This window comes from Longispora albida DSM 44784 (genome assembly GCF_000379825.1).
In the GTDB taxonomy this organism is placed as follows: Bacteria; Actinomycetota; Actinomycetes; order Mycobacteriales; family Micromonosporaceae; genus Longispora; species Longispora albida.
On the sequence record NZ_KB903838.1, the window covers coordinates 16749 to 42441 of the forward strand.

General features: G+C 71.6%; 28 protein-coding genes. 14 read left to right on the top strand and 14 right to left on the bottom strand.

All coding sequences use genetic code 11. The features are described from left to right. Positions 1–52 precede the first annotated feature (52 nt). On the top strand, positions 53–547 hold the full coding sequence (locus A3G1_RS0130055) for an NUDIX domain-containing protein (protein WP_051110721.1): 495 nt from the start codon (positions 53–55) through the stop codon (positions 545–547). A gap of 138 nt (positions 548–685) precedes the next feature. Here the strand turns inward: A3G1_RS0130055 and A3G1_RS0130060 are convergent, their stop codons facing one another. After that, entirely contained in the window at positions 686–1033 is a 348-nt protein-coding gene (locus A3G1_RS0130060; protein WP_245563628.1) for an NINE protein, read from the bottom strand. 199 nt (positions 1034–1232) lie between these two features. Further along, positions 1233–1478, bottom strand: coding sequence for a TM2 domain-containing protein (locus tag A3G1_RS0130065; protein WP_018353218.1), 246 nt, complete (start codon positions 1476–1478; stop codon positions 1233–1235). A gap of 259 nt (positions 1479–1737) precedes the next feature. Here A3G1_RS0130065 and ald point away from each other — a divergent pair, with 259 nt between their 5' ends. The 7 genes from ald (at position 1738) to A3G1_RS0130100 (ending at position 8125) form a co-directional block, all read left to right on the top strand. After that, entirely contained in the window at positions 1738–2853 is a 1116-nt protein-coding gene (ald, locus tag A3G1_RS0130070; RefSeq protein WP_018353219.1) for an alanine dehydrogenase, read from the top strand. Positions 2854–3026: 173 nt separating this feature from the next. Then, complete coding sequence (xerD, locus tag A3G1_RS0130075) at positions 3027–3974, top strand: site-specific tyrosine recombinase XerD (RefSeq protein WP_018353220.1); 948 nt, start codon at positions 3027–3029, stop codon at positions 3972–3974. A gap of 149 nt (positions 3975–4123) precedes the next feature. After that, on the top strand, positions 4124–5020 hold the full coding sequence (locus tag A3G1_RS0130080; protein WP_018353221.1) for an AAA family ATPase: 897 nt from the start codon (positions 4124–4126) through the stop codon (positions 5018–5020). 37 nt (positions 5021–5057) lie between these two features. Continuing rightward, positions 5058–5438, top strand: coding sequence for an MmcQ/YjbR family DNA-binding protein (locus tag A3G1_RS0130085; RefSeq protein ID WP_026212669.1), 381 nt, complete (start codon positions 5058–5060; stop codon positions 5436–5438). A gap of 83 nt (positions 5439–5521) precedes the next feature. After that, a complete protein-coding gene (locus tag A3G1_RS37530; RefSeq protein WP_018353223.1) occupies positions 5522–6460 on the top strand; it encodes a segregation and condensation protein A in 939 nt (312 codons plus the stop codon). 32 nt (positions 6461–6492) lie between these two features. After that, the gene (gene scpB / locus A3G1_RS0130095) at positions 6493–7188 is read left to right on the top strand and encodes an SMC-Scp complex subunit ScpB (RefSeq protein WP_083937224.1); all 696 of its coding nucleotides are present in this window, start codon (positions 6493–6495) and stop codon (positions 7186–7188) included. A 151-nt stretch (positions 7189–7339) separates the two neighbouring features. Further along, entirely contained in the window at positions 7340–8125 is a 786-nt protein-coding gene (locus A3G1_RS0130100) for a pseudouridine synthase (protein WP_026212670.1), read from the top strand. Between the two features lie 39 nt (positions 8126–8164). On the opposite strand, the gene A3G1_RS37535 is transcribed toward A3G1_RS0130100, so the two are convergent. Further along, the gene (locus A3G1_RS37535) at positions 8165–8983 is read right to left on the bottom strand and encodes a serine hydrolase (protein ID WP_018353226.1); all 819 of its coding nucleotides are present in this window, start codon (positions 8981–8983) and stop codon (positions 8165–8167) included. Between the two features lie 48 nt (positions 8984–9031). Further along, on the bottom strand, positions 9032–10060 hold the full coding sequence (locus A3G1_RS0130110; protein WP_157641504.1) for a hypothetical protein: 1029 nt from the start codon (positions 10058–10060) through the stop codon (positions 9032–9034). Between the two features lie 161 nt (positions 10061–10221). Between A3G1_RS0130110 and cmk the strand changes: the two genes are divergently transcribed. The 3 genes from cmk (at position 10222) to A3G1_RS0130125 (ending at position 13094) form a co-directional block, all read left to right on the top strand. Beyond that, positions 10222–10887 (top strand): (d)CMP kinase, encoded by a 666-nt coding sequence (gene cmk, locus A3G1_RS0130115; RefSeq protein ID WP_026212672.1) that lies wholly within the window; start codon positions 10222–10224, stop codon positions 10885–10887. Beyond that, positions 10884–12242, top strand: coding sequence for a ribosome biogenesis GTPase Der (der, locus tag A3G1_RS0130120; RefSeq protein WP_018353228.1), 1359 nt, complete (start codon positions 10884–10886; stop codon positions 12240–12242). Before cmk ends, der begins: the two co-directional genes overlap by 4 nt. 111 nt (positions 12243–12353) lie before the next feature. Next, positions 12354–13094: a S1 family peptidase gene (locus A3G1_RS0130125; RefSeq protein ID WP_018353229.1), complete on the top strand. Its 741-nt coding sequence runs from the start codon at positions 12354–12356 to the stop codon at positions 13092–13094. 7 nt (positions 13095–13101) lie between these two features. Here the strand turns inward: A3G1_RS0130125 and A3G1_RS0130130 are convergent, their stop codons facing one another. The 3 genes from A3G1_RS0130130 to A3G1_RS37545 form a co-directional block, all read right to left on the bottom strand. After that, positions 13102–13389 carry a helix-turn-helix domain-containing protein gene (locus tag A3G1_RS0130130; protein WP_018353230.1) on the bottom strand — a complete coding sequence of 96 codons (288 nt, stop codon included), beginning with the start codon at positions 13387–13389 and terminating at the stop codon, positions 13102–13104. Beyond that, positions 13374–14333: a LysR family transcriptional regulator gene (locus A3G1_RS37540; RefSeq protein WP_018353231.1), complete on the bottom strand. Its 960-nt coding sequence runs from the start codon at positions 14331–14333 to the stop codon at positions 13374–13376. Before A3G1_RS37540 ends, A3G1_RS0130130 begins: the two co-directional genes overlap by 16 nt. 173 nt (positions 14334–14506) lie before the next feature. Beyond that, the gene (locus A3G1_RS37545) at positions 14507–14776 is read right to left on the bottom strand and encodes a hypothetical protein (protein WP_157641505.1); all 270 of its coding nucleotides are present in this window, start codon (positions 14774–14776) and stop codon (positions 14507–14509) included. Between the two features lie 286 nt (positions 14777–15062). Between A3G1_RS37545 and A3G1_RS40975 the strand changes: the two genes are divergently transcribed. Next, positions 15063–15236 carry a hypothetical protein gene (locus A3G1_RS40975; RefSeq protein ID WP_018353233.1) on the top strand — a complete coding sequence of 58 codons (174 nt, stop codon included), beginning with the start codon at positions 15063–15065 and terminating at the stop codon, positions 15234–15236. A 139-nt stretch (positions 15237–15375) separates the two neighbouring features. Here A3G1_RS40975 and A3G1_RS0130150 read toward each other — a convergent pair whose 3' ends face one another. Together A3G1_RS0130150 and A3G1_RS42010 are read right to left on the bottom strand one after the other, a co-directional pair. Next, positions 15376–16221 (bottom strand): PhzF family phenazine biosynthesis protein, encoded by an 846-nt coding sequence (locus A3G1_RS0130150; protein ID WP_018353234.1) that lies wholly within the window; start codon positions 16219–16221, stop codon positions 15376–15378. A 152-nt stretch (positions 16222–16373) separates the two neighbouring features. Then, entirely contained in the window at positions 16374–17735 is a 1362-nt protein-coding gene (locus tag A3G1_RS42010; RefSeq protein WP_245563629.1) for a M23 family metallopeptidase, read from the bottom strand. A gap of 390 nt (positions 17736–18125) precedes the next feature. On the opposite strand from A3G1_RS42010, the gene A3G1_RS40980 reads away from it, so the two are divergent. Together A3G1_RS40980 and A3G1_RS0130165 are read left to right on the top strand one after the other, a co-directional pair. Continuing rightward, positions 18126–18278, top strand: coding sequence for a hypothetical protein (locus A3G1_RS40980; RefSeq protein WP_018353236.1), 153 nt, complete (start codon positions 18126–18128; stop codon positions 18276–18278). A gap of 361 nt (positions 18279–18639) precedes the next feature. After that, complete coding sequence (locus tag A3G1_RS0130165) at positions 18640–19695, top strand: WD40 repeat domain-containing protein (protein WP_018353237.1); 1056 nt, start codon at positions 18640–18642, stop codon at positions 19693–19695. Here the strand turns inward: A3G1_RS0130165 and A3G1_RS0130170 are convergent. From A3G1_RS0130170 to A3G1_RS0130190, 5 genes are all read right to left on the bottom strand, one after another. Continuing rightward, on the bottom strand, positions 19678–21699 hold the full coding sequence (locus tag A3G1_RS0130170; protein ID WP_018353238.1) for a hypothetical protein: 2022 nt from the start codon (positions 21697–21699) through the stop codon (positions 19678–19680). The two genes, A3G1_RS0130165 and A3G1_RS0130170, sit on opposite strands and share 18 nt — an antisense overlap. Continuing rightward, positions 21699–22817: a 5'-methylthioadenosine/S-adenosylhomocysteine nucleosidase family protein gene (locus tag A3G1_RS0130175; protein WP_018353239.1), complete on the bottom strand. Its 1119-nt coding sequence runs from the start codon at positions 22815–22817 to the stop codon at positions 21699–21701. Before A3G1_RS0130175 ends, A3G1_RS0130170 begins: the two co-directional genes overlap by 1 nt. Next, the gene (locus tag A3G1_RS0130180) at positions 22814–23572 is read right to left on the bottom strand and encodes an NUDIX hydrolase (RefSeq protein ID WP_018353240.1); all 759 of its coding nucleotides are present in this window, start codon (positions 23570–23572) and stop codon (positions 22814–22816) included. The genes A3G1_RS0130175 and A3G1_RS0130180 overlap by 4 nt, the downstream gene beginning before the upstream one ends. Before the next feature lie 88 nt (positions 23573–23660). Continuing rightward, positions 23661–24884, bottom strand: a complete 1224-nt coding sequence (locus tag A3G1_RS0130185; protein WP_018353241.1) for a hypothetical protein — start codon at positions 24882–24884, stop codon at positions 23661–23663. Beyond that, positions 24815–25630, bottom strand: coding sequence for a serine/threonine-protein kinase (locus tag A3G1_RS0130190; RefSeq protein WP_018353242.1), 816 nt, complete (start codon positions 25628–25630; stop codon positions 24815–24817). The genes A3G1_RS0130185 and A3G1_RS0130190 overlap by 70 nt, the downstream gene beginning before the upstream one ends. Positions 25631–25693 lie beyond the last annotated feature (63 nt).

Genomic DNA, 25693 nt, shown 5'->3' on the forward strand with positions numbered 1-25693 from the left:
CGAAGGGGCGGCACCCGAGGTGCTGTCCACCGTGGAGCACTTCCACGGCCGGATGTTCGACGTGGTGACGGACCAGGTGAAGTTCGCCGACGGCGAGGTCGCCAACCGTGACTACATGAAGCACGTGGGCGCGGTCGGTGTCGTCGCCCTCGACGAGGAGAACCGGGTGCTGCTGCTGAGGCAGTACCGGCACCCGGTCCGCCAGGTGCTCTGGGAGCTGCCAGCCGGGCTGATCGACGTGCCCGGCGAGCCCCTGGAAGCGGCGGCAGCCAGGGAACTGGCCGAGGAAGCCGATCTCGTGGCCGCCGAGTGGGCCCAGCTGATCGACATCCACCCGTCGCCGGGGTGCTCCGACGAGCGGATCCGGGTGTTCGTGGCCCGGGGCCTGAGCGCGGTGCCCGACGACGAGCGGCACGTCCGCACGGCGGAGGAGGCCGGGCTGACCACCCACTGGGTACCGCTGGCCGAGGCCGTGGCGATGGGCCTGCGCGGCGAGATCACCAACGGGGCGTGCCTGGCCGGCGTACTGGCGGCGGCACAGCTCTGAGAAACAGGCATACAGACGGCGGGTACCGGAGACGGTGCCCGCCGTTTCGCTTTCGCTGGGTGTGGCCGGTGCCCGGGCATGATGAAGCCCGGCCAGCGTCCTCAGCGGACCGCCTGGCCGGGCTCCGGATGATCGGGGTCAGTCCTTCAGGCGGCGGCCCTGCGCGTCCGTGCCGCCGCTGACCAGCAGGATGATGCCGTCGATGAGCGGCCACAGCACGCCGAAACCACAGGTCAGCCAGGTCACCGCGATCTGACCGATGGCCATGCCGACGTGACCGGTGTAGAACCGGCCGACGCCGAAGCCACCGAGCAGGAGCTGGAGCAGACCGGCGACCAGCTTGCTCTTGTCGGAGATCGGCGGGCCGTAGTAGGGCTGCTGCATCCCGAAACCGGCGGGCGGCGCGCCATAGGGGCCGCCCGTCACCGGCGGCCCGGAGATCGGGTTGCCGTACGGGTCATACGAAGGAGGAGGGTTGTAGCTCACCGGCACAGGTTAGTGGATGGTTGCCAGCCGCCACTACGTCACCTGGCGCATCCGGGCTGCCCGATCGCGCAGGACTCCGCAGTGGACCGGCCGGCGGGAGGCCACAGGGCTCCAGGCGCAGCCCGGCCAGCCACCTGAGCCCAGAGAAGAGCCCGGCCGCAGTGCATGCGGCCGGGCTCTGGTGAAGGTGGTGGCCCGGCTAGTCCTTGAGCGGACGGCCCTGCGCGTCGGTCCCGCCCTTGACGAGGATCATGATGCCGTCGATCAGCGGCCAGAGACCGCCGAGGCCGCAGGTCAGCCAGGTGGCAGCGATCTGGCCGATCGCCATGCCGGTGTGCCCGGTGTAGAAGCGCCCCGCGCCGAAGCCGCCGAGCAGGATCTGGAGGAGGCCGGCGACAAGCTTGCTCTTGTCGGAAACCGGGCCGCCGTAGTGAGGAGTGGTCATGAGGGCACACCCTAGGCGATAGCGAAGCTCGATGTCTCATCCGTTCGTCCGATCTTGGCTCGGCGTGCCTCACTTTCCGCTGCCCCGTATCGGGCATATCATGACTTATTAGCGTTAGCTTTACCCTGCCTGGCTACACATCGGCAGCTGAGCGCGGAAGAAGGTTACGGTCTGTCACCCTCGGCGGGGTGGATTCGAACCTAGACTCCGCCTGGAAACGACGGCAACGGAGCCGTGCCACCAAGGAAAGGGTCGTCAGGTGAAGGTCGGAATCCCGCGCGAGGTCAAGAACCACGAATACCGGGTGGCGATCACCCCTGCTGGTGTGCACGAGTTCAGGCGTGCGGGCCACGAGGTGTACATCGAGGCCGGCGCCGGTGTCGGTTCGTCGATCACCGACGCGGAGTACGTCGCGGCCGGCGCGACCATCCTGCCCAGCGCCGACGACGTGTGGGCTGCCGGTGACCTGATCCTCAAGGTCAAGGAGCCGATCGCCGAGGAGTACCACCGGATGCGCGAGGGTCAGGTGCTCTTCACGTACCTGCACCTGGCCGCTTCCAAGGAGTGCACCGACGCCCTGGTCACGCAGAAGGTGACCGGCATCGCGTACGAGACCGTCGAGCTGCCCGACGGCTCCCTCCCGCTGCTCGCCCCGATGTCGGAGGTGGCCGGCCGGCTCGCCCCGCAGGTCGGCGCGTACCACCTGATGCGCCCGGCCGGCGGCCGTGGCGTGCTGATGGGCGGCGTCCCGGGCGTGCACGCCGCCAAGGTCGTCGTGATCGGCGCCGGTGTGTCCGGCAAGCACGCCGCGACCATCGCGCTGGGCATGCAGGCCGAGGTCTCGCTGCTCGACAAGAACATCGCGCGGCTGCGCCAGGCCGACGAGATCTACCGTGGTCACCTGCAGACCGTCGCGTCCAACGCGTTCGAGATCGAGAAGGCTGTCCTGGAGGCCGACCTGGTGATCGGTGCCGTCCTGGTGCCGGGCGCCAAGGCCCCGACCCTGATCAGCAACGAGCTGGTGTCCCGGATGAAGCCGGGCAGCGTCCTCGTCGACATCTCGATCGACCAGGGTGGCTGCTTCGAGGACTCCCGGCCGACCACGCACGCCGACCCGGTCTACCGCGTGCACGACTCGGTGTTCTACTGCGTCGCCAACATGCCGGGCTCCGTCCCGCACACCTCGACGTACGCGCTCACCAACGTGACCCTGCCGTACGCGCTCGACCTGGCGAACAAGGGCTGGAAGGACGCGCTGCGTTCCGACCGTTCCCTGGCGCTCGGCCTGAACACGCACGACGGCCACATCACCTACGGCCCGGTCGCCGAGGCCCACGGCACCGCACACCTGACCCTCGAGCAGATCCTCGGATAGTGCCGACCCGCTGAGCGAAAATCTGAGCTGCGCAACGCAAAAGCCCGTGTACAACCAGTACACGGGCTTCCGCGTCTGCGATCAGATTTCCGCTCAGCGGGCCACCGCGCGTGAGATCAAAAACATCAGATCAGGACCATAAGCCCAAAACCTGACGTCGTACGCTGGGCGGCATGGCCGCAGTGGACGAACCCCAGATTCCGCCAGCCCTCAGCCGGGTGGTGCTCGGGTACCTCGATCACCTCACTGTGGAGCGGGCGCTGGCGCGCAACACCCTTCTCTCGTACCGGCGGGACCTCACCCGCTACGTCGCGTCCCTCGCTGCGGCCGGCGTGACGGGGCTTCCGGAGGTCACCCCGGCGCACGTCGGCGAGTACCTGGCCACGCTCCGCGAGGGCGAGCCCGGGCATCCGCCCCTGTCGGCGGCCTCGGCGGCCCGGGCGGTGAGCGCCGTCCGTGGGCTGCACCGGTTCGCGGTCCGGGACGGGCTGTGCGAGGTGGATCCGGCGCGGGAGGTGAAGCCGCCCGGTACGCCGCGCCGGCTGCCGAAGGCGCTGCCGGTCGCCGACGTGGACCAGCTGCTCGCCGCCGCCGGGGACGACAGCCCGCGCGGGCTGCGCGACCGGGCGCTGCTCGAACTGCTCTACGGCACGGGAGCCCGGATCTCCGAGGCCGTCGGGGCCTGTGTGGACGATCTCGACCTCGAAGCCGGGGTGGCCACCCTGCACGGGAAGGGCGGCAGGACCCGGCTCGTGCCGGTCGGGGGGTACGCCCGGCGGGCGCTGGAGGCGTACCTCGTCCGGGGCCGGCCGGTGCTCGCGGCGGCCGGGCGCGGTAATCCGACAGTCTTTCTCAACGCCCGTGGCACTCCACTGTCGAGGCAGTCGGCGTGGGCGATCCTGCGGCGCGCCGCCGACCGGGCGGGAATTTCCGGCGATATCAGCCCGCACACCCTGCGGCACTCGTACGCGACGCATCTGCTGGACGGGGGTGCTGACGTGCGCGTTGTCCAGGAACTCCTCGGCCACGCCTCCGTCACCACCACCCAGATCTACACATTGGTGACAGTGGACCGGCTCAGGGAGGTGTACGTCTCGGCGCATCCGCGAGCGCTCGCGTGACGAGTCCAGTACCGTGTCCAGGGCTGCGCGGGCGCGCGACACGCCGATGGCGAACCATCGGCGCGCGTCCGCCATGTGGCGTACAGTCGGGACACGCACGACCGCCCGGCTGCTGATGGCAGCGCCGATCTGGGGAAGGGCGTAACAGGATGTCGAACGAAGACGATGGCTGGGGTGCACTGGGCGGCGGTGGCGATTCCACCGTTGATCCCGCGACCCTGCTGGACCGGCGTCCCATCCCGCAGCCCGAGCCGGTCGACCGGCATGGCCCGGCGCGGATCATCGCGATGGCCAACCAGAAGGGCGGGGTCGGCAAGACCACGACCACCATCAACCTGGGTGCGGCTCTCGCCGAGTACGGCCGCAAGGTGCTCATGGTGGACTTCGACCCGCAGGGCGCCCTGTCGGTCGGCTTCGGGGTCAACCCCCACGACCTGGAGATCTCCGTCTACAACCTGCTGATGCAGGAGGAGGTCACCATCCACGAGGTCATCCACAAGACGAACATCGACGGCCTGCACCTGCTCCCGGCCAACATCGACCTGTCGGCGGCCGAGATCCAGCTGGTCAACGAGGTCGCCAGGGAGATGACCCTGGCCCGCTGCCTGCGCCCGGTGCTCAAGGACTACGACTACGTCCTGATCGACTGCCAGCCGTCGCTCGGCCTGCTCACGATCAACGCGCTGACCGCCGCGCACAGCGTGCTCGTGCCGCTGGAGTGCGAGTTCTTCAGCCTGCGTGGCGTGGCGCTCCTGCTGGACACAGTGGACAAGGTTCGCGAGAGGCTCAATTTCGACCTGGAGCTCGAGGGCATCCTGGCCACCATGTACGACAGCCGGACGACGCACTGCCGCCAGGTCCTCCAGCGGGTGGTCGAGGCGTTCGGCGACAAGGTCTACCAGACGGTCATCACCAAGACCGTCAAGTTCCCCGAATCCACTGTGGCCGGTGCCCCGATCACCACGCTCGACCCGGCCAGCGCCGGCGCCCGCAACTACCGCCAGCTGGCGCGCGAGGTCATCGCTGCTTCCGCAGAGCGGCGTTAACCCCAAGATCAGGACCCTTTTCCGGTACGGGGTGAGCATGGCCGGCCAGGAACTCGTCCGGCGGATCGCTCTCGGGCTGCCCGAGGTGACCGAGGAGGACGACCGGTTCGCCTTCTCGGTGCGCGCCGGGGGTAAGGCGAAGGGGATCTGCTGGGTCTGGCTGGAGCGCCTGGAGCCGAAGAAGGCCCGGGTGCCGCAGCCCGCCGTGCTCGGTGTCCGGGTCGCGAGCCTGGACGACAAGGAGCGCCTGCTCGCCTCCGGCCCGGGCATCTTCTTCACCGAGCCGCACTACGACGGGTACCCGGCCGTGCTGGTCCGCCTCGCGGAGATCGGTGAGGACGAGCTGCGTGAGCTGATCACCGACGCGTGGCGCTGCCAGGCCCCGCGCAGGCTCGTGAAGGCCTTCGACGCCGAGTAACCGCGTGCCCTGGTATTCGCTGGGACTTCGGCTGATTTGCACGATTGAGCGGGGCGCACTGGCAGGCAATGTAGGATCCCTCGGTGACCGTTACCGAGAACCCAGAAGCGCCCTCGGCGCCTGAGACGGGTTTCACGGTCAGGCTCACCAACTTCGAGGGCCCGTTCGACCTGCTGCTCCAGCTCATCGGCAGGCACAAGCTGGACGTGACAGAGGTGGCGCTGCACAAGGTCACCGACGAGTTCATCGCCTACATCCGTGGGATGGGCGACAGCTGGGACCTGGACGAGGCCAGCGAGTTCCTGCTCATCGCGGCCACGCTGCTCGACCTGAAGGCAGCCCGGCTGCTCCCGGCGGCCGAGGTCGAGGACGAGGAGGACCTGGCGCTGCTGGAGGCCCGCGACCTGCTGTTCGCCCGGCTGCTCCAGTACAAGGCGTTCAAGGAGGCCGCCGCGCACATCGCCGGCCTGATCGCCGGCGGTGACAAGCGTTACGCCCGGTCCGTGGGCCTGGAGCCGCAGTACGCCGACGCGCTGCCCGAGCTGGTCCTGGGGATCGGGCTCGACCGGTTCGCCAGGCTGGCCGCGCGGGCGATGACCCCGAAGATCCCGCCGACCGTCTCGATCTCGCACGTGCACAACGTGAAGGTCAGCGTCCGTGAGCACGCGGCGCTGCTCCGGGAGCGGCTGATGCGGGCGGGCACTGCGACCTTCCGGGTGCTGTGTGCCGACTGCGAGAGCACGCTCGAGGTGGTGGCCCGGTTCCTCGCGCTCCTGGAGCTGTACCGGGAGAACCTGGTCGGCTTCGACCAGGTCCAGGCGCTCGGCGAGCTGACCGTGCGCTGGATCGCCGGGCAGGACGTCCGGGAGATCGACGTGGAAGAGTACGACGGCGCCGAGGACGAGGAGCGCCCTCGGCGGCGCAAGCGGCTGCCGTCCCAGCGCGAGACCCTGCTGGACGACGACGGCTCACCGGCCGGAGAGGTTCCCGGCCACGCGGCCGAGGACGAGGGGGATCAGTGACGACATCAGCCGAGCGGGCCTTCGCCCAGGACATGGCGGCCTGGACCCCGCCCTGGTCCCGCGAGCCGGAGGACGGCGAGACCGCACCGGACCCCGAGCCCGAGGCGGTCACCCCAGCACCCGAACCGGAGCCGGAGCCCGTGCCGGAAGAGACGCCCGAGCCCGCTGCGGTCATCGACCCCGCCGATCTCCGGCCTGCCCTCGAGGCGATCCTGATGGTCGTCGACGAGCCGGTCTCCGAGCTCAACCTGTCCGTCGTCCTCGAACTCCCCGAGGACCTGATCGCCGCGACCCTCACGGAGCTGGCCGCGGCGTACGCGGCCGACCGGCGGGGCTTCGACCTGCGCCGCGCGGCCGGCGGCTGGCGGTTCTACACCCGGGCCGACTACGCACCGTACGTGGAGAAGTTCGTCCTCGACGGGCAGCAGACCAAGCTCACGCAGGCGGCGCTGGAGACGCTGGCCGTCGTCGCGTACAAGCAGCCGGTCACCCGGGGCCGGATCTCGGCGATCCGCGGCGTGAACTGCGACGGCGTGCTCCGTACCCTGCTCACCCGCGGCCTGGTCGAGGAGTGCGGGAGCGAGCCGGAGTCCGGCGCGTACCTGTACCGGACGACCACTCTGTTCCTGGAGAAGCTCGGCATCAACTCCCCTGAGGATCTGCCGTCGCTGGCCCCTTACCTTCCCGACGACATCGACGCTTTGGCGGAATCTCATGACCAGTCCTAACCCGTCCCGCCGTTCCTCCGGCTCCAAGCCGGCCAAGAAGACCGGCTCCAAGCCGAAGCGCGGCCCCCGCGAGCAGCCCGGCGCGATCAGCCGGGAGGGCCAGACGCAGCGGGAGGCGTTCGGCGCGATCGGCCGGATCGGCGGCCCCGACATGCGGGCCGGCCGGGGTAACTCGGCTGGCCGGGCCGCCAAGCCGATCGCGGACATGGAGGGCGCCGAGCGGCTCCAGAAGATCCTCGCGGCCGCCGGGATCGGCTCCCGCCGGGACTGCGAGGGGCTGATCGAGGAAGGCCGGGTCATGGTCGACGGCCGGGTCGCCCGGCTCGGCGACAAGGCCGACCCGGCGAGCGCCGAGATCTATGTGGACGGCGAGCGCCTGGTCACCAACACCCGCCTGGTCTACCTGGCCATGAACAAGCCGCGCGGCGTGGTCTCCACGATGGCGGACGAGAAGGGCCGGGAGTCGATCGCCGACTACCTGGGCAAGATCCCGCAGCGGGTCTACCACGTCGGCCGGCTCGACCAGGACAGCGAGGGCCTGCTCCTGCTGACCAATGACGGCGACCTCGCGCACAAGCTGACGCACCCGTCGTTCGGCGTGTCCAAGACGTACCTGGCCGAGGTCGTCGGCCCGATTCCGCAGGGCTTCAAGAAGCGGATCATGACCGGCGTCGAGCTGGAGGACGGCTGGGCGAAGGCCGACTCGTTCAAGGTCGTCGACGCGCAGGGCCGCCGGGCGCTGGTGGAGCTGAGCCTGCACGAGGGCCGCAAGCACATCGTCCGGCGGCTGCTGGACGAGCTGGGCCACCCGGTCCACCGGCTGATCCGGACGGCGATCGGCCCGGTGGAGCTGGGCGACCAGAAGATCGGCAAGGTCCGCAAGCTCAGCCAGCCGGAGATCGCCGCGCTGTTCAAGGCGGTCGAGAAGGAAGACTGAGCCGGACGGGTGGCCACGGGGGTGAACACACCCGCGTGGTCACCTCTTGAGGGTCGCGGACCCGTCGAAGAGCTGGCTCGTGACGCTCCGGCAGATCCCGGCGCCGTAGTCCTGGCCGTATGCCGCCGGGTACTGGGTCAGCACGGCGAGCGCCCAGTGGTCCCAGCTCGCCAGGCAGTTCACCCGCCACTGCCCGTCGGAGGACTGGAGCGTCCAGCCGTTCTTCACCGCGACCTCGGTACCGGCGGGCAGCGCCTCCGGTATCCCGAACCGCCCGGACGGGTCGACGGTCCGCAGCAGCTCGTCGAGGTACGCGGACCTGCCGAGCACGCAGCCCATCATCTTCGCCGCGTCGGCGGCCGTGATCTGGGTGTACGACCACCAGTCGTGCTCCAGGTACGTGCCGGTCAGGCCGCACTCGCCGGCCAGCCGGTCGATCACGGCGTCCGCCCCGCGCGCCTGGTAGAGCACCTCGGCCGCGTCGTCGTCGGAGTACCAGATCATGTTCTGGATCATGGTTTTCTCGTCAGCGGTCAGTGGCCGGCCCTCGGCGCCCGCGAGATAGTCGGCGGCGATCCACGCCTTGATCATGGATTCGGTGTTGTTCGTCTCCTCGGCGGAGTCCGGCGAACCGGCCTGGGCGCCGGTCGTGAGATCAAGCAGCGACCACGAGGCCCAGCCGTCGACCTCCACCAGCACCTCGGCATGCGAGACGAGCGGCCCGGCGGCGGGCACTGAACCCGCACCCGGCGCCGGCCCCGGATCGGCCGGGCGGGCGCTGACCGCAGGGGCGCACGCCGCCAGCACCGCCACACCCAGTGCGGCGATGGCGATCCGCAGCCCCCGCGTCCGTCGCATGGTTCCAGCGTGACGCGTTTACCTGGAGGTTGCCTGTGAGCGTCGCGCTCACCCGGCTATGAGGCGCACCACCGCACGCTCCCCGCGGCCGTACTTGGCGTGGAACAGCCGGGCGACATGCTCCACGGTGTCCGCCTCGTCCTGTCCGACCCGGTCGAGCCGGAGCTTGCCCAGGCCACGGTGCTCGCCCGCGTGCAGCTCCAGCCGCCGGCTGTCCCCGAAGATCGCGTCGTCACCCAGGTCACTGATCGGGACATAGCACGCGTTGTCATGCCAGACGTAGGAGAGCGCCCGCTCGCCGTTCCCGCGCCCGTCGTAGACCATCCGCACCCTGAGCTGGAAGTAGTCGCCGACCGGCCGGGTGCCCTTGTCCGACCACAGCTCCCGGAACCGCTCCTGCACGAACTGCCCCCACGGGCTGGCCAGGAAGATCTCCAGCTGCTCCGTCTCGTCGGAGCGCCGGCCGACCGGGTAGAAGGACAGGTATGCCTTGTCGTCCCACCGGTACATCTGGACGGAAGGGTTGACGCTGTAGAGCCGCACGTGCAGCAGCCTGCGGGCGCTGGGCAGGCTCTCGGTGATCTGGTGGATGTTGCGCAGGTTGGTCATGACCAGGTCGCGGATGTCAGCCCGGCCGGCCAGTTCCTCCGTGCGCTGGACGGCGGCGGGGGAGTCGGGGTCGAGCAGCAGGATCCGCACCTCGACGTCGTTGCGGAACGCCGTCGCCAGCGCCTCGCGGAAGTCGGCGACGTAGTGGTGGCTCAGCGCGTGCGTACCGGTCTCCAGGATCGCGATCGCGCTGCGCGCCCGGCCCGCCCTGTCGAAGAACGCGGTGAAGTCCAGCCGGGAGTGTTTCTCCACGTCGGGCTTGCGCAGCTCGCGGATCAGCGGTTCGAGCACGAGGAATGTGGCGAGGACCATGCCCAGGCCCGCGCCGACGTTCACCAGCAGCTCGTGCGGGTACCCGGTGCGGATCACAGCTCCGGCGCCGAGCATGCCGGCGGTGAGTGCTGCCAGGGCCGCGAGCGCGGCGAACTGCCGGGGATTGCGGCGGATCCGGCGGTTCCAGCGTCGCATCGCCGTCACGAGCCCCCTGTCGAGATTGGTCGATTCCTGTCCGATTGAATCAGGGTGGGGGGTCACGCTGTCAAGACCTGCCCGTGGAGTCCCGGCGGCGACCGGGCATGATGGTAGGGATAGCCGGCGCACCGCTGGCCCGGGTCCGCAGGTTGGGATGGATGAGCGTGTTTCGTGGGGTTGTCGCGGTCGACGGGCCGTCCGGTTCTGGGAAGTCGACCGTGTCGCGCCGGCTGGCCTCCGCGCTGGGCGCTGCCTACCTCGACACCGGCGCGATGTACCGGGCGGCCACCTGGGCCGTGCTCACCGCCGGGGCTGACCCGGCTGATCCCGACGCAGTGATGAAGATCGTCGAGTCGGTGGTGCTGGAGATCGGTACCGATCCGGCCGCCCCGCACATGACCGTCGACGGCACCAGCGTCGACGCCCCGATCCGCGGCGGGGAGGTCACGGCCGCCGTGTCCGCCGTCGCCGCCGTGCCGGGCGTGCGCGAGCTGCTGGTCAGCGCCCAGCGCACCCTGATCACGCAGGCCACGGCCGGGATCGTCGTCGAGGGCCGCGACATCGGCACCGTCGTCGCCCCGGACGCCGTCCTCAAGGTGTACCTGACGGCCGACGTGTCCGAGCGCGCCCGCCGGCGCAGCCAGGAGCACGACGCCGACCACGAGGCCACTGCCGCCGACCTGGTCCGCCGGGACAACCATGACTCCGGCCGCAAGGCCGACCCGCTGCGCCGTGCTGATGACGCCGTCGAGCTGGACACCACCGCGATGTCGATCGACGAGGTCGTCGCGCATCTGCTGAACCTCCTGGGGAGATCTTCGTGACCGAGTTTTCTGAGTGGGTGGCCGACGAGGAACCGCAGGCCCCCGCTCCGGTGATCGCTGTCGTCGGACGGCCGAACGTCGGCAAGTCCACGCTGGTCAACCGGCTGATCGGCCGCAGGCAGGCAGTGGTGGAGGACATCCCGGGCGTCACGCGCGACCGGGTGGCCTACGACGCGCAGTGGTCCGGCCGCCGGTTCACCGTCGTCGACACCGGCGGCTGGGAGCCCGACGCCAAGGACCGTGCGGCGCGGATCGCGGCGCAGGCCGAGGTCGCGACGCTCACCGCCGACGCGATCCTGTTCGTCGTGGACGCCCGCGTCGGCTCGACCGACGTGGACGAGGCCGCGGTGAAGATGCTCCGCCGCAGCGGCAAGCCGGTGCTGCTCGTCGCCAACAAGGTGGACGACGAGCGGACCGAGGCCGACGCGCTGTCCCTGTGGGGGCTGGGCCTCGGCGAGCCGTTCACCGTCTCCGCCCTGCACGGCCGGGGTGCCGGTGACCTCCTGGACAAGATCCTGGAGATGCTGCCGGAGCCGCCGCCGATCATCGAGGAGGCCCCGCGCGGCCCCCGCCGGGTCGCACTCGTCGGCCGGCCGAACGTCGGCAAGTCCAGCCTGCTGAACAAGCTGTCCCGCGAGGACCGCGCGCTCGTCGACGACGTCGCGGGTACCACTGTGGACCCGGTGGACAGCCTCGTCGAGATCGACGGCGAGATCTGGCACCTGGTCGACACGGCCGGGCTGCGCAAGCGGGTCGGGCAGGCCAGCGGCACCGAGTACTACGCCAGCCTGCGGACCAACGCCGCGATCGAGGCCGCCGAGGTCGTGATCGTGCTGCTGGACTCCTCCGAGGTGATCAGCGAGCAGGACCAGCGGCTGATCACGATGGTGATCGAGTCGGGCCGGGCGCTGGTCATCGCGTTCAACAAGTGGGACCTGATGGACCCCGACCGGCGCTACTACCTCGACAAGGAGATCGAGACCGAGCTCAAGCGGATCCAGTGGGCGCAGCGGGTCAACATCTCCGCGCTGACCGGCCGGGCCGTCGACAAGCTCGCCCCGTTCATGCGGATCGCGCTGGACAGCTGGGAGCAGCGGGTACCGACCGGGCAGCTCAACCAGTTCATCACCGCGCTCACGCTGGCCAACCCGCACCCGGTGCGCGGCGGCAAGCAGCCGAAGATCCTGTTCGCGACGCAGGCCGGGGTCTGCCCGCCGAAGTTCGTGCTGTTCACGTCCGGCCAGCTCGACGCCGGCTACGTCCGGTACGTGGAGCGGCGGCTGCGTGAGGAGTTCGGCTTCCCGGGCAGCCCGATCCAGCTGACCGTGAAGGCCAGGCAGAAGAAGACCAAGTAGGACGCCAGCGCCAGGTATCGCCGGGTGGCATCTCCCGGCGGTACCGGCACCGGCAATAGCCTCCCGGGCAGGGCCGTACCCACGGCCTCAACCCCTCAGGGAGGCTCATCCATGAAGATGCATCTCCGTGCGGCCATCGTGGTCGCAGGCGCCGCGGTCGCCCTGGCCGCGACGTCGGCCCCGGCTCTCGCCAAGCCCCCGGCACAGGACATCGTCGGCGGCAGCCAGGTCGGCACCGCCCCGTCCTGGGCCGCCGCGGTCGGCGACAGCAGCGGCATGTGGTGCTCCGGCACCCTCGTCTCGAACCAGTGGGTGCTCAGCGCCGGCCACTGTAGCGGTGCGACCCGGATCCGGATCGGTTCGAAGAACCTGAACAGCGGCGGCACGCTCGCCACGGTCAGCCGGTCGGTGAAGCACCCGAACTACAGCAACGGCGCGTACGACTTCCGCCTCTACAAGCTGTCGGCCCCGGTCAGCCAGGCACCGGCCACGGTCGCCACCACGTCCCCGTCGACCGGGACCGCCGCGACGCTGTACGGCTTCGGCCAGACCTGCGCGCCGTACGGCTGCGGTGGCATGAGCTCCGTGCTCAAGTACGTCGGCACGACCGTCACCTCCGACGGGAACTGCGGCGGGATCAGCGGCTCTGTCGAGATCTGCTTCGACACGTCGACGACGGCCACCGACTGCTACGGCGACTCGGGCGGCGGTGCCTTCGTGGCCGGCAAGCTGGTCGGCGTGACCAGCCGGGGCGCGACCGGCTCCGGCTCCAGCACCTGCGGCCGGACCAACTCGATCTATGGCGACGCGACAGCTGTCCGCACCTGGATCATGTCCACCATCGCCACATAACAAAGATCTATTTTGTACCCGGCTGGTGGCCGCACACCAGCCGGGTACCACTCCAGCCGTCGGCCATCCGCGCGATGATCCGGCGGGCGTAGCCCACGGCGAACCAGCCGGCCGGGGTCGGCTCCGCGTACTGTCCGCTCAGGACGAACAGCGCCCCGCCGAAGGCCTCCTCGATCCGCCGCAGCCGGTCGAGCAGCGCGGGCAGGCTCAGCTGCACCTGGTGCGCCGCGGCCTGGAGGCTGTCGGCCTCGGCGACGGCCACGACGAGCCGCAGATGGCTCAGCTCCAGGTGCATGCCAGATTCCCCGCGCGCCAGGCCCGGTAGGCCGGCCGCTGGGCTGCCACGTCCTCGTACCAGGCGTGCAGCCGTTCCGTCAGCTCACCGGCCAGCCCGGCGGCCGGGCAGTCCCGCCGCCAGGCGAGCAGGAGCCGGCGTCGCAGCGGGGCACCGGCCAGCGGCACGGCGCGCACGCCCGGCAGCTCGTACGTCGTCGGATACAGCCCGCAGACGACGGTGCCGGTGACGACGAGCGCGGCTGAGGCCGACGAGTCGGTCGTCCAGTGCCGCACGCGCGGAGTGAACCCGGCGTCCGCGCAGGCCCGCTGGAAACTCGCGTGGAGCCCGCCGTCGTCGAGCTGCGGCATCGCCCAGTCCATGCTGGACAGCTGGCCGAGGTTGATCTCGCGCCGGGCGGCGAGCGGGTGCCCGTCGGCCAGCGCGGCGAAGATGGGCTCGCTGCGCAGCACCGCACGGTCCAGTGTGGACGGCAGGCGGACGTCGAAGCCGGGGAACTCGTGCAGCACAGCCAGATCGAGCTGCCCGGCGGCCAGCAGGTCGACCAGGCGGCTGACCAGCCGGTGCCCGTGGCTGGTCACCGGGCCGCCGGACAGCGCGCCGGCCACCGGTACGAGGGCGTCGGTGTAGGCGCCGAGCACGCCGCCGACCCGCAGCGGGGGATCGGGGCGGCGCGCGGTGAGGATCTCCTGCGTGCCGGCCCACAGCTCGTCGACATCGGCGAGCACGGCGCGGGCCTGCGCGAGCGTCTCCGTACCGGGGGCGCTGGGCTCCACGCCCTGAGCCGTCCGGACGAACACCGCGTACCCCAGGGCCTCCTCGATCCGGTGCAGCTGCCGGGTGAGGGCCGGCTGGGCGATCCGCAGCCTGGCCGCCGCCCGCCGGATGCTGCCGGCCTCGGCGATCGTGACCAGGATCCGCAGGTGCCTGAGGTCGATCCGCACGGGCGCCCCCTCGCACATCGGCTGTGCCACGGCTGTCGGCAGGGCTGAGATTACGACCGGGTGTACCGCCGGACAAGGCCAGATGCCAGTTCTTCAGGCAAGCTTATGGATTTGCTGCCCTCAGTGGACGCTTCCTGCCGGAGCGTGACAGAACACCCAGCTCGCGGGCGTGTTCAGGAACGGCTGCGCCTGCGGTACAGCAGGTATCCGCCGCCGGCTGTGAGCACGAACGCGCCCAGGCACAGCCACGGCTTGGCGCCGCTGCCACCGGAGCCGCTCCTGCGGTCGTCATCGTCCGAACTGGAGCCGGAACCGGAGCCGCTGCCCCCTCGGTAGGGGACGCTGTGGCCACTGCCGGAGCGGCCGCTGCTGCCGCCCTTGGCGCCACCGCCGCCGCCCTTGGCGAGCGCCGGCACGGGTACAAGAAGAAGGGCAAGGACCATGAGCAGAGCGAGACCTAACCGACCGCGCATCAGCGCGTCAACCCCCGTTGAAGATCAGGCGCCCACCAGGGCGCGTGTCCTCTCAGGATGAGGCGCGGCTCCGGGCTGGTCAACGCCGGATCGCGGACATCACGTTCTGGAGCTGGGAAGGCGGTCCGGCGGAAACACCGGCAGAACGCTGTCCAGGATCCGGGTTCAAGCAGGTGGCTGACAGTGCGGCTGGCGGACCTGGTACAGGATGTCGGGGCACCCCGGAAAGGCCGGGATCGACAGTTTGGGGGGAACCATGAGCGTGACCGACACAGCGAGCCGCCCCGTGCTCGGCAGCCTGACCTGCGAGTACTGCGAGGATCCACTGCGCGTGGACGCGATCTGGGGGCCGGTGCACGGCCACGGCGGATACCTGTGCCTGGGTGCGGACGGCGAGCCGCTGTCCACTCCGGCCACGCCCCGCGCGTGACCCTGCCCAAGCTGTCGCAGGCCTGAAGCACGCGTTCGAGCGCGCGTGGCTCGAACGCGTCGCAATCCCGGTCCGCTCGTGGCCCCGGGCTCCGTCGCCACCGTGACGGCGCCCGGGGCCGGTGGCTGGGCCTTTTCGTTTAAGCGTTGACGCTGGCTGCGCCGCCGGCTTGCACGGCGAGGCCGGCGGTGGTGCGGCTGGCCGTCGCCGTGATGGTGGCCGGGGCGCCGAGCGAGTCGCCCATGTCGGACGTGACAGTGGCGGTTCCGTCCCGGCTGGCCAGGTACCCGGCAAGGCAGGCCGTGCTGTTCGCGTTGGCGATGTCCTCGGGCACGCCGATCGAAGGGGCGAACATCCGCGCTGCGGTACGGCCGGTGGGGGACGGGACTGTGTAGACGTAGCAGCCGAGGAGTCCACTGTGGTCACACGCCGCGCGTAGCTGGTCCGGGTCGGGGGCGAGGCTGTCCAGGACCGGCCGGCTGGGGACCGGCACGAGGAGCCTTGGCCTGCCGGCAGAGGCGACGCACAGGTCTTCCGTGACGAGGTTTCGGCTTCCGAGTCCGAGGGCGCTCAGGATCGCGAGCACGGCCGGGGTGTCACGGGCGGGCTGAAGCGTGACGGGACCCGGGTCGAAGGTGGCGGAGTACTGTCCAGCCGCAGCCGTGGCCTGGCCGGTGAAGAGGCGTCCGCCAGCCCGGAGCATCGTGGTGTATTCGCTGGTACCGGCCTCGGCCGCCAGATGCGCGAGCGCCGCGACGGTACCGTGGCCGCACGCCGGCAGCTCTCCCGTCGCCGTGTAGAACCGGAGCGAGACGGCGTCGCCGGCGCGCGAGACGAAGACAGCGTGCGAGGTCCCCGACCGGACGGGCACAGCGCGGCGCTGATCCTCGCTCAGGTCCGGGTCCTCCGCCAGGACGGCGGTCGGGCTGCCGCCCAGGCCATCACGCAGGCAGGCGTTGACGATCGCGACGGCCGGGCGGGACATCGGCCCATCGTAACCAGCTTCTTCATGGGGCCGGCCGGCTCCGTCAGGCAGACGCGGAGCCGGCCGGCCCTCAACAGCGGGCAGGGGACGGGACATGGTTGGAGGAGGACCGTCCCCTGCCGGCTTCTGGGGTCGTGTGTCCCGGTGTCCAGTCAGCCTCCCTTGGGGTCGTCGCCGAGTGGGGCGCCACGGCCGCGCATCCACGCGACCGGGTCGAGGGGTGCCCCGTCGAGCCGTACCTCGAAGTGGAGGTGCGGCCCGGAGCTGTTGCCACTGCTGCCGACCACGCCGAGCTGCTGGCCGGCGCCGACCTGGTCGCCCGGCCGCACGACCGGCCGCCTGCCCAGGTGGCAGTACCGGGTGACCAGCCCGGCACCATGCTCGATGTCCACGTACCAGCCGCAGCCCGACACGGCCGGCGACCCGTCCACATCACAGTTCCCCGTGGACGCGTTGCACACGACGGCGAGCACCGTACCGCTGGCGGCGGCCAGCACCGGCGCGCCACGAGCCGCGCCCAGGTCCACGCCGTGATGGCCGGGCCGCTCGTGCGTGTGGAACCCGGACACGACCGGCGCGCCGACCGGCACCACCCAGCCGGGCGGCACGCACGACACGGTGACCAGTACCGACACGGCCTGCCGGGCCTGCGTCTCGTGTTTGCCGTACGCGTCGGGGAACGCGCTGCGCTGCACGGCCTGCGCCGCCTGGCTCAGCGGCAGGTCCTGCCAGCCGGGGACGCGCAGGAGGGCCTGGTAGAACTGCCCGGCCGCGTACTCGGGCCGCATCACGTCAGCCGGAGCGCCCCACCCCGTGGCCGGCCGCTGCTGGAACAGGCCGAGCGAGTCGTGGTCCGCCCCGGTGCCCTCCCGGGTCAGCGCGAGGGACTCCGGGTAGGTCTCGTTGGCGAGGTTGCGCAGCGAGGACTCCTGGATCGCGGTGGCGACCCCGATCACCAGCCCGCGCTCCGGGATACCCATCTGCCGTCCCACCTGGACGATCGTGGCCGCGTTGGCGGCCTGGACATCCGTCAGGCCCGGCACGGCCGCCTGGCATCCGGTGCCCTCGGCCGTCGCCAGCGGAACAGGCCCGGGTGCTGGCGGCGGCGTGGGCGGCAGGTCAGGGTTCTCTTTCTTCGTACGCTCCAGCTTCTCCTTCGCCGCCGTCGCCGCACCCGTGCTGGCAGCCAGTCTCCGCTGCGCGGCAGTCAGCGCCGCCTCGGCCTCGGCCAGCCCGGCCTCGGCCGCCGCGACGTCGAGCGCGAGTGTCCTGGCCTGGTCGAGCTGGCCGTTCACGCCGTACTGCCGCAGGTCCTGGTAACCGGTGCCCTGGTAGAGCTGCCCGGCGACCTTGCCGAGGGCGGCCCGGACCTGGCTGAGCCTGTCCTCGCAGCGCTGGACCGTCCCCTCGGCAGCCTGCACCGCCGCCGCATCGGCGACCCGGGTCGCCTCGGCGTCGTCGGCCTCCTTCTGGGCCCCGGCGATGAGCGCCCGCCGCCGTTCGTTCTCCGCCACGGTGGGATCGGGCCGCGGGACTTCCTCGTCCGTTCCCTCCTCGGGCACCGACCCGGCGGGCCGCACCGGCTGCACAGGCCCGATCCGCCTGGGCCACGTGCCGGACGGCGCGACGACAGCACCCGAAGCCGGCGCGGACGGTGAAACCGCAGGCTGCGCCGCCGGAGTAGGCGAACTAACCGTCCCAGGCTCGGCTGACTGCCCACTCCGCGAAGGTGAAGGCGCTGCCGAGGGCGAAGGCTCGGGTGTGGGTGATGGCGGCTGCGCGCTGGCCGACGGCGTTGGCGCGGGTGCTGGCGTTGGCGATGAGGCCGGAGCTGGCGAGGGCGTCGGAGACGTCGGCGCCGGGTCCGGTGCTGGCACCGGAGGCGCAGGGTCCTCAGTGGACGGTTGCGGGCCCGGGGCTGGCTCCTCGACCGGTGGCGGCTCTTCCTGCGAAGCAGGCGGCGGTGGCGGCGGCTCAGCGGCAGCCGGTTCTGGTTCCGGTTCCGGCTGCGGTTCCGGCTCGGGCGCTGGCTCGGGTTCCGGCTCGGGCTCGGGTGAAGCGGCGGGAACTGGCGGGGCCGGCTCGGTTTCCGGGGCGGGTGCCGGGGCCGGCGCGGGCGGGGTGGTGCCGGCCGGTGCTGGGGCAGGGCCCGGGGTGGAGTCCGCCGCGGCCGGGGCGCCGGGCAGCAGGAGCGCCGCGCACAGCGCGACGCCGAGCGTGCCTTGCCGAGCTAAGCCTGCCATCCGTGTCCTCCCAGCTCAGAGCCTCCTGGGAGCAACCACGCTATGCATTGCGACCGGTATCTGGGAACAGCCCGATTGACACGGATTGGCAACACTTGCCAGCCGGCCTACCGCACATTCCGGGCATTCTGGGAAGGGGTGTCGTGACCTCCGCCCCGCTGGCTACCCTCGCGGGGTGCGGCGTTCCCGGCTTGCCCTCCTGCTCGCGCTTCTCGCCGTCCTGCCACTCGGCTCGGCGGCCCCACCCGGGCCGGCGGCCTCCGCCGAACGGCCGGCCTGGCGCGAGGCCGTCCTGCCACGCTCGGGTACCACCGTGACGGTCGCCGATGTCGTGGCCTGTTCCGGCGGCTGGTACGTGACGGGGCGGGACGGGGAGGGTCCGGCCGCCTGGTACTCCGCCGACGGCCGCACCTTCACCGCCGTCCCGCTCGCCCCGGTCACCGTCTACGGCCCGCGGCACCTCCTCTACTCGGCCGCCTGCACGGGTGACCGCCTCGCCGTCCTCGGGGCCGCGCCGGGCGGAGCACACGGGAAGCCGCGGACGAGTACCTGGTACCTGAAGGGCGGCACGCTGGCCGAGAAGGAGGCGCCGGTCGAGTTGTTCGGCGGGCCACGGGAGGCTGGCATCTTCCGGATCACGGCCGGGCCGGGCGGGTTCCTGGTCGCCGGGAACCACCCGGGTGCGACGGCCTGGCTGTCTGCGGACGGTGTGGACTTCCGGCTGGCCCCGGCCGAGGAGAACCGGATGGCGATCGATGGCGCGGTGCTACCGGACGGCTGGGTCCTGGCTGGTGATGAGGTGTGGCGCTCCGCCGACGGTACAAAATGGACTGTGGAGAAAGCCCCGGTGGCCGTGCAGCGGCTTGCCTGGGGTGATGGGCAGTTGCTGGCCGCCGGGGTGATCGGGCGAACCTTCGAGCTGTGGGCGGCGTCCCGGGGAGGTGCCTGGCGCCGGCTCGCCGCCTTCGGCCAGGTCGGCGGCGAGACACCCGCCCGTGTCCTGGCGCTGTCCACTGTGCCCGGTGGTGATGTCTACCTCACCACCGGCTCGGGCACACAGCTGCGCCTGTGGCGCTGGCGGGCGGGCGTGATCACCGAACTGGTCCTGCCGGACCCGGTGAACCTCCGGCACGAGCCCGGCGCGCTGCTGCCCCTCGCGGCCGGACCGGGCCAGCTCGCAGTCGCCTCCCGCGACGGCCGGATCAGTTTCCTGTCACTGGCGAGCCGCTAGGTCCATCGACGGGAGCGCGGCAACGGCCAGCCTGCGGCGCAACCGTTCGTCCCGCCGGGCGATCCAGTCGCGGCCCTCGGCCGCCACACCCTCCAGGATGTGCAGGACGCCGCTGATGCCGGAGCTGTCGAGCGCCAGCTGGTACAGGCTGGTTTCCGTGTCGGCCTCGCCCGCCAGGTCGGCGTCGAAGCTCTCCACGTGGACGTGGATGGCCTCGTCGTTGATCAGGCGCAGCCGGAAGGACGGCTCCTTGCCCGCGACATCGACGTGCACGGAGGCCACCACGTCGTAGCGGTACTCGCGCCTCGTGAGCACGGTCAGCTCACCCGTCGTGAAGTGCAGCTTTGCGGTGACCTGCCACACGCCGCCGCTCGTGAGCAGCAGCATGATGAGCTTGTACACCGAGTAGCGGGCCGGGCCGCCTTCCACCCGGGCCTTGTTGCAGCCCCGTACAGCCTCCTCGAGGATCGGGTGCCCGATGACGTCCCGGTTCGCCAGGCCGTGCTGCTGCATCGCGAGCCGCTTCAGCGCGAGCTTGTCGGCATGGAGCCAGGCCGCCATCTCGGGGTCGTCGGGCCGGTCGGCCAGCCTGGCCTTCCAGCGGCGCAACTCGCCCTCTGCCGTCGCCATCCGCTCGGCGTACTCTGCCGCGTCGTCGCGTGACCGGTGGTCCTCCGCGAACAGCCGCCATCCAGCCCGCATGCCGATCAGCGCGCCTGCCGTGATCAGTACCATGACCGCCAGTCCCGAAACGGGGTCGGCGATCAGGGTCGCGACCAGAGACCAGAGCCCGCCCGTGGCCAGTGCAGCCCCGCCCGTGACGCACAGCAGCCGCGTCGCCCCGGGGACCTGGTACCGGCTCCGGTACGCGTGCAGCGTCCCCGCCTGCCACTGCTGCCTGAGCTCCCGGATCCGGAACCTGATCAGCCAGCGCACCCTGGCCGCGGGGATGCGCCGCTCGCGGTACTGCTCAAGGATCTCGTCCCTCAGGTACCTGCGGATTCCGGCCGTGGCCTCGGCGCAGCCCGGGACGTCCTCCAGGACACGCCGCGTGTAGTACTTGAACATCTGGTTCACCTGGCTGGTGAAGCCGTCGGCCGGGGCGCGCCGGGTGGCCCGGTCGGACGGCTTGCGGTACCGGCGCTCCAGGAGCGCGAGCCGCTCGGCGCAGTACCGCCAGGTCATGCCGTGCCAGGCGAACAGGTACCCGCCGAAGGCGCTGAGCACCAGGGCGGTCAGGCTCTTCGTCTGGCCGTCCCTGGCGAGTACCAGACCGGCGAGGAACAGGCCGAAGCCCAGCAGGGCCGCCCCGAGCCAGGCCGCAGGGCCGAGATACCGCGAGGACTGGGGCGGTACGGGCTTGCGGGCACGCGGGGACGCTGGGTCGGCTTCGAAGTACTTCGAGGCCCGGTCCTTACGCCCGCCAGCGAACCGCTGCTCCAGGATGTGGTCGAAGGCCGCCGCCAGGTGCCGGTCCTCATCCACGCCGTCCAGCATCACCTGGAGGTGACGGAGGATGAGGTCGCGATGGCCGGCGGGCAGCGCGTCGAGGCCGGCGAGGACCTCTGGCAGTTCCTCGGCGTCTCCGCCTGCCTCCCGGCTGCCCAGCACCCGGGCCAGCCGGTTGACCACGCCGAGCGCGGGACCCCAGCTGCCGCCCTGGACACCGGCCCCGAGCGTGAACGCGTCGCACAGCCGGGCATGCTCGGCCACGCTCAGCTGGTCGAGCGACCGGCCACTCAGGAGGGAGAGCACCCAGTGCAGGCAGCTCTCCGCGCTGAGCCAGCCGCCCCGCACAGCCTCGGCGATCAGCGGCTCAGCCTGCCGGGGAACGCCGCTGGCCAGCCAGAACTTCCCCGCGTTGTACTGCTGCTGTGGCTGCTGCCCTGGTGCGGCCTGGTAGATGTGCACCTCGCCGTGCAGGGTCGTGATCTGGGCGCCGTGGTTGTCCTGGGCGTGGTTGAGCCCGCCAGCGGCTGCGGGACGCTCCTGCGGAGTGTCCATCACCGCCCGCCAGCGGTCAGAGTCAGGATCGCGGCCACGGCGGCAGCCAGCCCGGTGACCTCCTCCACCAGGCCCCGGAGTTTCTTCAGCGCCAGCCGGATCCGGCCGCCGCTCGCGGGTTCCCCGGCGGCGAGCGAGTCGCTGATGACCGACAGCTCCGCCTCCGCCGCCGTGTAGGTGTCCTCGTCGACCTCGCCGGTGACGCGTGCCTGCGTCAGCCTCGTGCGGAACGAGTCCAGCTCCTCCGCGAAACTGCGGGCCGGCACCGGGCCTGGTGCGCCCACGTTGATGTTCCCGTGGACGGTTCCGCCGGCCATCATGATGCCGGTGTTGGTGCCGGCGTAGTTGGAGTTTCCAGGCTGGGTGTTCATCACTGTGCTCCTCACTGGACTGTTCTTCTCATCGGCGGCGAGCTCGTCGGCCAGGGCCAGCCCGAAGCTGGCCGCGTTGCGGGCCGCGACGGGCTGCCAGCCCTCGCTGTCGGCGGCCAGCTTGTTGCCGTCGGCCCGGTCGGACAGGCCCCGGATCACCATGACGGGCAGTGACCGGTTGAGGTGACAGGCCTGCGCGACGCCGGCACCCTCCATCTCCACTGCCATCGCGTCGTTGTAGTGCTTCCGCAGGCGGACGGCCTCCACGGACCGCGTCGAGTTCACGACGGCTTCGCCAGCGGCGATGGCGCCGAAATGGACCTCAAAGTCCCATGCGCCCGTACGGCGCACGTGCTGGGCGAGCTGAAGCGCGCCGTGCGGTGCCTCCCACGCCCGTGGCCGTGCCATGAAGCCGTCGTCCTGGCTGGTGCCGCCGTGGTAGCCGTAGATGTGGGTGGCCACGACGAGACTCCCGAGCTTCACGTCGCTGTAGAGCGCTCCAGCCACGCCGGTGAAGAGCAGCGCCGACGGGCCGAACTCGGTGATGGCCCGCTCGGCGAGTACGGCAGCGCTGTTGTTTCCCTTGCCGGCCAGCGCCAGCGCGATTCTCGTACCGGCGGTGGTCCGCCCCACCTCGAACCGCGTCCCGGCCCGGTGCAGGTGCGCCCGCACACCGGATAGCCGGTCCCGTACTGCCTGGTACTCCAGTTCCAGCGCGGTCAGCACCGCTACCGTCGGCTCGTTCATCCGGCCGTCTCCTCCCCGGGCGTTCCCGTGACTGTGGCTGTGGTCGCGCGGGTCATCGGCGGGTACAGCACCCGGCCCTCGCCGCGCTGGAAGAGCTGGGCCGGCCTGCCGCTGCCCGTGCGCCTCGGCGTCCCGGCCGGAGCCACGAAGCCCTCGGTCCGCCGTACCTTCCTGGCGAAGTTGCGCGGATCGAGCCGCAGGTCCCAGACGGCCTCGTACACGTGCTGGAGTTCGGTGATCGTGAAGTTCTCGTGGCAGAAGGCCGTCGCGAGCGTGGTGTGCTCCAGTTTCGCCCTGGCCTGCTCGATGCCGTCGGCGATGATCTCGCGGTGGTCGAAGGCGACCGGGAGCTGCCCGGAGAGCACGGCTGTGGCCGGTTCCCACCGGGCGTCGGCGGCGTCGCTGCCCGGGACGGGGTCGGGCAGCCTGGGCGCGATGGCCAGGTAGGCCACGGAGATCACCCGGCCGCGCGGGTCACGGGCGGGTGCGCCGTACGCGCCGATCTGTTCCAGGTGGAGGGTCGTGGCGTCGAGGCCGGCTTCCTCTGCGAGTTCCCGGGTGGCCGCCAGGCGGACATCCTCGGCCTCGTCGCCCAGGAAGCCGCCGGGGAGCGCCAGCATGCCGGCGAAGGGCGGCACTCCGCGCTCGACGAGCAGGATCCGCAGCGTGCGCTCCCGCACGGTCAGGATCACGAGATCCACGGCCAGCATGACGAGTGGCGGCGACCAGTCCTCATCGGACGGTTCATCGGTCATGGCAGACAGCCTGCCTTATTGTCCAAGTGACATAAAGGGGCTGGGGCTGTCAGTTCGCTGTCAATCGCGCACTCCGCTACGGTCCCGCTCAGACTCCCAGGCCCGGCTCCGGTTCACCGTCCACTGTGATGCCATACCGGACGATCAGGTCGCCGCCCGCCTCGTCGCCGGACGCCTCGCGCAGGCCTGCCAGGTTGAGCAGGCGGAACATGTTCCCGGTCGCCACCGACATCCGCCATGTCCGGGCCGCCCCGGCCAGGTCGCCAGCCTTCTCCCGGGTACTGGCGAGGTCCGCCAGCGGGGCCAGCCAGCCGTCAGCCGCCGCCTCGGCCGCGACCCGGTCCGCGCCGTGCGAGTCGCCGGCGGCCAGCCGGGCCTCGACCCGGGTGCTGTACTCGTACAGGGCGTCGTCGTCGCCCAGCCATTCGCCGTTCTCGCGGGTACCTTCCTCGGTGTCGGCCCACCACATCCGGAAGTCCATGGTGGTGTATCCGGCGGCTGCCTTCTCCGCCAGGCGTTCCCGGGCGTAGGGCACCCAGGCTCCGGCCGACCGCTCGCACAGTTCCGCCGCGCGCTCGAACTCGCCGGCGTTCTCGTATATCCAGGCCAGGTTCCGCAGGCCGGTCGTCTCGCCTGCCGCGATGGCCGCCTCGAAGAGCGCGGCCGCTGGCCGGAACCGCCCGCGGAGCGCGGCTGCCGTGCCCAGCTGGGTCAGCACGGCCGGCTCGGCCCAGCCGATCGCCGCCCGCCACGCGCTGTCGGCCGGCTGGACGGTGGCCCGCTCGCGGAGCAGGTGCTGCTCCAGGTAGTCGGCCAGTTCGTAGCCCTCGCCGCCGCGCGGGAGCCGGAGCGGGCCGGGCAGCCCGCGCGCGCCGATCGCCAGGTCGGTCTCGATGACCCGCTCGACCCAGGAACCCCGGGCGGACGGCGCCAGCAGGTCGTACTCGGCATCGGGCAGGTAGTCCTGCGCCGCCGCCGCGAGGAAGCCCGGCGGGAGCATGCGGGGCATCCCGGCCCGGCGCGCGTCGGCTGCGGCCTCCAGTACCGCGCGGGCGGCCACCGCGCCTGCCGCGTACCGCTGGAGCAGGTACTGCCCGCCAGCCAGGAACTGGATCGGCCGGTCCCCGCCGTGCTCCAGCGCGACCCGCCACCGCGCGTCCGTCTCGGCGGCGCGCTCGGCTGCCGGGCGGTCGTGGCCCTCGACGGTCTGCGGAACCATGATGACCTCGGCCGCCGGCCCGGTCAGCAGCTCACGGGCCTGCGCGTAGTCGTCGGGCTCGCCGATCCCGGGTACTGGGTGAGCCGCCGCCACCGGCCCGGGTCATCCCAGATCGTCGCGAGAGCCAGGACGGGCCCGGGGCCGCGCAACGCCGACCGGAGCGCGACGGCTGCCTCCTGCCACTGTGAGCCGGCTTCGCGCAGCAGGTACCTCTGGAGTTCGTTGAGCCAGATCACCGTGCGCGGGGCGAGCCCGGCCGCCAGCCCGGTCACCAGCTCGGCCGCGTCGAGCGGGTGCCACAGCCGCCACCCGGCCGGCAGCAGCCCCAGGGTTTCCCAGCAGGCCCGGGTCTTCCCGCTGGACGAGCCGCCAGCGAGCACCACGATCCGGCTCCGGCCAGCCTCGATGACTGCTCTGAGCTGCGCGTCGAAGGGCCGGCGGACGTACGCGGTCAGCCCGGCCTCGTCCCCGCCTCCGATCGCGGGATGGACCTCGTAGGCCAGGGCCCCGGCGGCCAGTGCCTCCGCTACCGGGATCCCGGGGGCCGTCCGGCTGTCCCCGGCGGGCAGCGGCTGTGCGGCCTCCACCAGCTCGATCCAGTACCTGCGGGCCTGCCGCACGCCGGCCAGCTCCGACCAGGCGCGCACCAGCGCCCAGACCTGGTCCGCGTCCCGGGGCACCTTGGCCTGGGCGGCGTCCGCTGGGACCCAGTCGGCGATCCGCTGCGAGCCGAGCCCGGCGGACCTGGCAGCCGCCCGCCGCGAGTACCGCGTGCCGGCGGCCGACCTGGCCTGGTCCTCCAGCGCCCGCAGCGCCTCGTACAGCCGCTCCGCTGTCACTGCCCGGCTCCCTCCGTGCCCGCACCCGGCCCGGCGGGCACCCCGCTGACCTGTGGCTCCGCG

What these genes read in the sequence shown, in the direction of transcription:
- A3G1_RS0130150 (WP_018353234.1), bottom strand. Translation starts at nt 16,221, where the DNA reads ATGTCCCGCCCGGCCGTCGCGATCGTCAACGCCTGCCTGCGTGATGGC.
- A3G1_RS0130125 (WP_018353229.1), top strand. Translation starts at nt 12,354, where the DNA reads ATGAAGATGCATCTCCGTGCGGCCATCGTGGTCGCAGGCGCCGCGGTC.
- xerD (WP_018353220.1), top strand. Translation starts at nt 3,027, where the DNA reads ATGGCCGCAGTGGACGAACCCCAGATTCCGCCAGCCCTCAGCCGGGTG.
- A3G1_RS0130130 (WP_018353230.1), bottom strand. Translation starts at nt 13,389, where the DNA reads ATGCACCTGGAGCTGAGCCATCTGCGGCTCGTCGTGGCCGTCGCCGAG.
- A3G1_RS0130085 (WP_026212669.1), top strand. Translation starts at nt 5,058, where the DNA reads ATGGCCGGCCAGGAACTCGTCCGGCGGATCGCTCTCGGGCTGCCCGAG.
- A3G1_RS0130080 (WP_018353221.1), top strand. Translation starts at nt 4,124, where the DNA reads ATGTCGAACGAAGACGATGGCTGGGGTGCACTGGGCGGCGGTGGCGAT.
- A3G1_RS37535 (WP_018353226.1), bottom strand. Translation starts at nt 8,983, where the DNA reads ATGCGACGGACGCGGGGGCTGCGGATCGCCATCGCCGCACTGGGTGTG.
- A3G1_RS0130055 (WP_051110721.1), top strand. Translation starts at nt 53, where the DNA reads ATGTTCGACGTGGTGACGGACCAGGTGAAGTTCGCCGACGGCGAGGTC.
- A3G1_RS0130065 (WP_018353218.1), bottom strand. Translation starts at nt 1,478, where the DNA reads ATGACCACTCCTCACTACGGCGGCCCGGTTTCCGACAAGAGCAAGCTT.
- A3G1_RS0130170 (WP_018353238.1), bottom strand. Translation starts at nt 21,699, where the DNA reads ATGGACACTCCGCAGGAGCGTCCCGCAGCCGCTGGCGGGCTCAACCAC.
- A3G1_RS37545 (WP_157641505.1), bottom strand. Translation starts at nt 14,776, where the DNA reads ATGGTCCTTGCCCTTCTTCTTGTACCCGTGCCGGCGCTCGCCAAGGGC.
- scpB (WP_083937224.1), top strand. Translation starts at nt 6,493, where the DNA reads ATGGCGGCCTGGACCCCGCCCTGGTCCCGCGAGCCGGAGGACGGCGAG.
- A3G1_RS0130100 (WP_026212670.1), top strand. Translation starts at nt 7,340, where the DNA reads ATGCGGGCCGGCCGGGGTAACTCGGCTGGCCGGGCCGCCAAGCCGATC.
- A3G1_RS0130175 (WP_018353239.1), bottom strand. Translation starts at nt 22,817, where the DNA reads ATGAACGAGCCGACGGTAGCGGTGCTGACCGCGCTGGAACTGGAGTAC.
- A3G1_RS0130110 (WP_157641504.1), bottom strand. Translation starts at nt 10,060, where the DNA reads ATGCGACGCTGGAACCGCCGGATCCGCCGCAATCCCCGGCAGTTCGCC.
- cmk (WP_026212672.1), top strand. Translation starts at nt 10,222, where the DNA reads ATGAGCGTGTTTCGTGGGGTTGTCGCGGTCGACGGGCCGTCCGGTTCT.
- A3G1_RS0130180 (WP_018353240.1), bottom strand. Translation starts at nt 23,572, where the DNA reads ATGACCGATGAACCGTCCGATGAGGACTGGTCGCCGCCACTCGTCATG.
- A3G1_RS40975 (WP_018353233.1), top strand. Translation starts at nt 15,063, where the DNA reads ATGAGCGTGACCGACACAGCGAGCCGCCCCGTGCTCGGCAGCCTGACC.